This is a genomic window from Streptomyces kurssanovii, from assembly GCF_040677245.1.
Lineage (GTDB): Bacteria > Actinomycetota > Actinomycetes > Streptomycetales > Streptomycetaceae > Streptomyces > Streptomyces kurssanovii.
Genome location: NZ_JBFAQK010000113.1, coordinates 1 through 6,278 on the forward strand (window position 1 = coordinate 1; position 6,278 = coordinate 6,278).

Consider the following 6,278-nt stretch of genomic DNA (forward strand, 5'->3'; position numbering starts at 1 on the left):
GCGCGGATCGCCCGCGAGGTGGCGGACGAGTTCACCGCATCGACCGGGCAGCAGCGGTGGGTGCTGGGCTCGATCGGCCCCGGCACCAAGCTCCCCACCCTCGGGCACGCCCCCTACACCGTGCTCAGGGACGGATTCCAGCAGAACGCCGAGGGCCTGATCGCGGGCGGCGCTGACGCGCTCATCGTCGAGACGACACAGGACCTGCTCCAGACCAAGGCCGCGATCCTCGGAGCCCGCCGCGCCATGGAGGCGACGGGCGCCGACCTTCCGCTCCTGTGCTCGCTCGCCTTCGAGACGACCGGCACGATGCTGCTGGGCTCCGAGATCGGCGCCGCGCTGACCGCGCTGGAGCCGCTCGGCGTCGACATGATCGGTCTGAACTGCTCCACCGGTCCGGAAGAGATGAGCGAGCACCTCCGCTATCTCACCCGCCACTCCCGTATCCCGCTGCTGTGCATGCCGAACGCCGGTCTTCCGGTGCTCACCAAGGACGGGGCGCACTTCCCGCTCGGTCCCGAGGGTCTGGCCTCGGCCCAGGAGCAGTTCGTCGCCGACTACGGCCTGTCCCTGGTCGGTGGCTGCTGCGGTACGACGCCCGAGCACCTGCGTCAGCTGGTGGAGCGGGTACGGGGCGCGGAACTGACGCCGCGTGACCCGCGTCCGGAGCCGGGCGCCGCCTCCCTCTACCAGACGGTGCCGTTCCGTCAGGACACCGCTTACATGGCGATCGGTGAGCGGACGAACGCGAACGGGTCGAAGAAGTTCCGCGAGGCGATGCTCGAGGGCCGCTGGGACGACTGTGTCGAGATGGCGCGTGACCAGATCCGCGAGGGCGCGCACATGCTGGACCTGTGCGTCGACTACGTCGGCCGCGACGGCGTCGCGGACATGGAGGAGCTGGCCGGCCGCTTCGCGACCGCGTCGACGCTGCCGATCGTGCTGGACTCGACCGAGGTCGACGTCATCGAGGCCGGCCTGGAGAAGCTGGGCGGCCGCGCGGTCATCAACTCGGTCAACTACGAGGACGGCGACGGCCCCGAGTCGCGCTTCGCGAGGGTCACCGCGCTCGCCAAGGAGCACGGCGCCGCGCTGATCGCGCTGACGATCGACGAGGAGGGCCAGGCCCGTTCGGTGGAGCACAAGGTCGCGGTCGCCGAGCGGCTGATCGAGGACCTGACCGGCAACTGGGGCATCCACGAGTCGGACATCCTCATCGACACGCTCACCTTCACCATCTGCACCGGGCAGGAGGAGTCCCGCAAGGACGGCCTCAACACCATCGAGGCGATCCGGGAGCTGAAGAGGCGTCACCCGGACGTGCAGACCACGCTCGGTCTGTCGAACATCTCCTTCGGTCTGAACCCGGCCGCCCGAATCCTGCTCAACTCCGTCTTCCTGGACGAGTGTGTGAAGGCGGGCCTCGACTCGGCGATCGTGCACGCCTCGAAGATCCTGCCCATCGCCCGGTTCGACGAGGAGCAGGTCACCACGGCCCTGGACCTCATCTACGACCGGCGCAGCGAGGGCTACGACCCGCTGCAGAAGCTGATGGCGCTGTTCGAGGGCGCGACCACGAAGTCGCTGAAGGCGGGCAAGGCGGAGGAGCTGGCCGCGCTGCCGCTGGAGGAGCGTCTGAAGCGGCGGATCATCGACGGTGAGAAGAACGGTCTGGAGGCCGACCTCGACGAGGCGCTGAAGGACCGTCCGGCGCTGGACATCGTCAACGACACGCTGCTGGACGGTATGAAGGTCGTCGGCGAGCTGTTCGGCTCCGGGCAGATGCAGCTGCCGTTCGTGCTCCAGTCCGCCGAGGTGATGAAGAACGCGGTCGCGCACCTCGAGCCGCACATGGAGAAGTCCGACGCCGAGGGCAAGGGCACGATCGTGCTGGCCACCGTGCGCGGCGACGTGCACGACATCGGCAAGAACCTCGTGGACATCATCCTGTCCAACAACGGCTACAACGTGGTCAACCTGGGCATCAAGCAGCCCGTCTCCGCGATCCTCGACGCGGCCAAGGAACACAGGGCCGACGTGATCGGGATGTCCGGCCTGCTGGTCAAGTCCACGGTGATCATGAAGGAGAACCTCCAGGAGCTCAACCAGCGGGGCATGGCCGCCGACTACCCGGTCATCCTCGGCGGCGCCGCCCTCACCCGCGCCTATGTCGAGCAGGATCTCCACGAGATCTACGAGGGCGAAGTCCGCTACGCCCGCGACGCGTTCGAGGGCCTGCGCCTGATGGACGCCCTCATCGGCATCAAGCGCGGCGTCCCCGGCGCGGTCCTGCCCGAGCTCAAGCAGCGCCGGGTCAAGGCCACGACGACGGTCGTCGAGGAGCGTCCGGAGGAAGGCGCGGTCCGCTCCGACGTCGCCACCGACAACCCGGTCCCCACCCCGCCGTTCTGGGGCACCCGGGTGGTCAAGGGCATCCCGCTCAAGGACTACGCCTCCTGGCTCGACGAAGGCGCCCTGTTCAAGGGCCAGTGGGGACTCAAGCAGTCCCGGGCCGGAGACGGCCCCTCCTACGAGGAGCTGGTGGAGTCCGAGGGCCGGTCGCGGCTGCGCGGCCTGCTGGACCGGCTGCAGACGGACAACCTCCTCGAAGCGGCCGTCGTCCACGGCTACTTCCCCTGCGTCTCCAAGGGTGACGACCTGATCATCCTCGGTGAGGACGGCTCGGAGCGGACCCGCTTCTCCTTCCCGCGGCAGCGCCGCGGCCGGCGGCTGTGCCTGGCGGACTTCTTCCGCCCCGAGGAGTCCGGTGAGACCGATGTCGTCGGCCTCCAGGTCGTCACCGTCGGCTCCCGTATCGGCGAGGAGACCGCCAAGCTGTTCGAGGCCAACTCCTACCGCGACTACCTCGAGCTCCACGGCCTGTCCGTCCAGCTCGCGGAGGCGCTGGCCGAGTACTGGCACGCCCGGGTGCGCGCCGAACTCGGCTTCGGCGGCGAGGACCCGGCCGACGTGGAGGACATGTTCGCCCTGAAGTACCGCGGCGCCCGGTTCTCCCTCGGCTACGGCGCGTGCCCCGATCTCGAGGACCGGGCCAAGATCGCGGAGCTGCTCGAGCCCGAGCGGATCGGTGTGCGGCTCTCCGAGGAGTTCCAGCTCCACCCGGAGCAGTCCACCGACGCGATCGTCATCCACCACCCCGAGGCGAAGTATTTCAACGCACGCTGATCGTTCGGGTCGTACACTGGTCGGTCCAGTGCAGGCCGGTCGCCTGTCCCCGCGGGAGAGCCGCTGGGGAGAGGTGGCCGGCCTTCTCGTCCCTCACGGAGGTGTGCCTATGACCAGCACGGTCCCCGCGTCGCTGACCCGTTCGGCGGAAGCGGCCGCACTGCAGGCCGTATTTCTCGACATGGACGGCACCCTCGTGGACACGGAGGGCTTCTGGTGGGACGCGGAGGTGGAGGTCTTCGCGGATCTCGGGCACCGGCTGGACGAGGCCTGGCGGGACGTGGTGGTCGGCGGACCGATGACCCGGAGCGCGGGCTATCTCATCGAGGCCACCGGCGCCGACATCGGCCTCGCGGAGCTGACCGTACTGCTCAACGACAAGTTCGAGGAGCGGATCAGCAGGGGTGTACCGCTGATGCCGGGTGCGGCCCGGCTGCTCGCCGAACTGGCGGCGCACAATGTGCCCACGGCGCTCGTGTCCGCCTCGCACCGGCGCATCATCGACCGGGTCCTCGCCTCCCTCGGGCCCCAGCACTTCGCGCTCTCGGTCGCGGGGGACGAGGTGCCGCGCACCAAGCCGCACCCCGACCCGTATCTCCTCGCCGCCCAGGGCCTGGGCGCGGAGCCGGCGAGATGCGCCGTCGTGGAGGACACGGCGACCGGTGTGGCGTCCGCCGAGGCCGCGGGATGCCGGGTGGTCGCCGTCCCGTCCGTGGCCCCGATCCAGCCGGCCGGCGGCCGGGTCGTCGTCCGGTCCCTGGAAGAAGTGGACGTTGTTTTCCTGCGCACTCTCATCAGCGCAAAGCAGTGATACGGGCACTGTCCGTGCTTTTCGAATCCGCCGGAAACCCAGGGCAGTGACGTCTGCCTTTTCCGTGACCGTCGAACGGTTTTCCGGCTTGATCCAAATAGTTCGAACGGCGTGACCTTCGTCACTGTGAGTGGTGTGCGACCAGGGGTGATTCGCGTCCGGCGCCCCTTCTGGAGCGGCCTCGGGCTGCCCATGTGTCCCGATTGATGTGGGTGTTTACGAATATTCCGTGGCAGGGCCATCCACTCACAGGCATTGATGATCACTCAGCGATTACGGGCCAACTAGGGCCCGGTCACGCTTTCCTGGCGTTGCCGACTAATCTCGTCGCGAGAGCTTCGCTGCATCACCGTGGTGTCCCGTCGGCCACCCCGCCGTCGGAAACACAGGACCGATCGTCTGCATCCCCGGCCCGATCGCGCCGCCCCGACCGGGCGGAGGCGGCGGAGTGTCTTGAACACATCGCTGTATCACAGTGCCGGATCGGTGAGGGAGAACGTCCAGGATGAACCGTAAGACTTTGGTGCTGCCGGCCGTGGTCGGCCTGCTCGCGCCCGTGCTCGTCGCCTGCGGCAGCACGGACGGCGGGTCCGGCGGCGGTGATGCCATAGTCGTGGGCACCACGGACCAGTTCGTCGCCGGCGAGGACGCCCCGGCACCCCTGGACCCCGCCTACGCGTACGACACCGGTGCCTGGAACGTGCTGCGGCAGACGCTGCAGACCCTGATGCACGCCCCGCGCGGCGGCGGTGAGCCCGAGCCCGACGCCGCGGAGAGCTGCCTCTTCACCGACACCGTGAGCGAGAGCTACCGCTGCAAGCTGCGCAGCGGCCTCAAGTTCGCCGACGGCACACCGGTCACGGCCGAGGACGTCAAGTTCTCCATCCAGCGTGTCCTGGACATCGACGCCGACAACGGCACGGCCGCCCTGCTCTCGAACATCGACACCATCGAGACCAAGGGCGACGACGAGATCATCTTCCATCTCGCCACGCCGGACGCCACCTTCCCGTACAAGCTCTCGACGCCGGCCGCCGGCATCGTCAGCAAGGAGAAGTACGACGGCAAGAAGCTCCGCGAGGGGTTCGAGGTCGACGGCTCCGGCCCGTACACGATGAAGACGGAGACCGACGGGGACAAGGTCTCCAGGGTCGTCTTCAGCAAGAACCCGAACTACACCGGCGACCTGAAGCTGAAGAACGACAAGGTCGTCCTGCGTTCCTTCGCCGACGCCGACTCCATGGGCAAGGCGCTCGAGTCCGGCGACATCGACCTGATGACGCGCACCATGGCGCCGGAGCAGATCAAGGAGATGCTGGAGAACCCCAAGGACGGCATCGAGCTCACCGAGATGCCCGGCCTGGAGATCCGCTACCTCGCCTTCGACACCAGCGACCCGGCCGTGAAGAACAAGGCCGTCCGGCAGGCCATCGCGTCGCTCGTCGACCGCGGCCAGATCGCCGGTGAGGTGTACGGCACCACCGCCGAGCCGCTCTACTCGCTCATCCCGAAGAGCATCTCGGCGCACACCAACTCGTTCTACAACAAGTACGGCGAGCCCAGCCGCAAGAAGGCCGCCGCGCTCCTGGACGACGCCGGTATCGACACCCCCGTCCAGCTCACGCTGCACTACACCACCGACCACTACGGCGAGGGAACGGCCAAGGAGTTCGAGGCCCTTCGCGACCAGCTCAACGCGAGCGGGCTCTTCGAGGTCAAGGTCGAGGGCGCCGAGTGGTCCAAGTTCCGGCCCGCCCAGAAGCGGGGCGACTACGCCGTCTACGGGCTCGGCTGGTTCCCCGACTTCCCGGACCCGGACAACTACACCGCGCCGTTCCTCGGCGAGGGCAACTTCCTCAACTCGCCCTACGTGAGCGAGAAGGCCCGTGAACTCATCCCGCAGTCGCGGCGCGACGTCGACCGCACCGCGGCGTCCCCGGCCTTCAAGGAGATCCAGGACATCGTCGCCGATGACGTCCCCGTGCTGCCCCTGTGGCAGGGCAAGCAGTACGTCGCCGCGCGCGACGACGTGAGCGGTGTCGAGTGGGCGCTGAACTCGAGCTCCGACCTCCAGCTCTGGGAGCTGTCCCGCGGCGAGAGCTGATCGCCTGGACCCGCGACCGCGAAAGCCGGCGCCCGGCAGCCGCTTCGAGCGGCTGCCGGGGGGCCCGCGGGCGGGGGGGGGGGGGCCGGCGCCGGCCGCCCACCACGCGTCTCCGCCGGTTCCTTCCGGACCTTCCGTCAGTCCTGCCCGTAGCGCGGATCGACCGACTCCGGGGCC

At 68.8% G+C, this 6,278-nt stretch carries 3 protein-coding genes; all 3 read left to right on the forward strand.

Annotation, left to right across the window (positions count from 1 at the left end; all coding sequences use genetic code 11):
* The coding region (metH, locus tag AB0K36_RS34435; RefSeq protein WP_364601724.1) for a methionine synthase at positions 1–3,186 on the forward strand (3,186 nt) is incomplete at its 5' end.
* A 109-nt stretch (positions 3,187–3,295) separates the two neighbouring features.
* Entirely contained in the window at positions 3,296–3,997 is a 702-nt protein-coding gene (locus tag AB0K36_RS34440) for an HAD family hydrolase (RefSeq protein WP_364601727.1), read from the forward strand.
* A 505-nt stretch (positions 3,998–4,502) separates the two neighbouring features.
* Positions 4,503–6,101, forward strand: coding sequence for an ABC transporter substrate-binding protein (locus AB0K36_RS34445; RefSeq protein WP_364601729.1), 1,599 nt, complete (start codon positions 4,503–4,505; stop codon positions 6,099–6,101).
* The last annotated feature ends 177 nt before the right edge of the window (positions 6,102–6,278 follow it).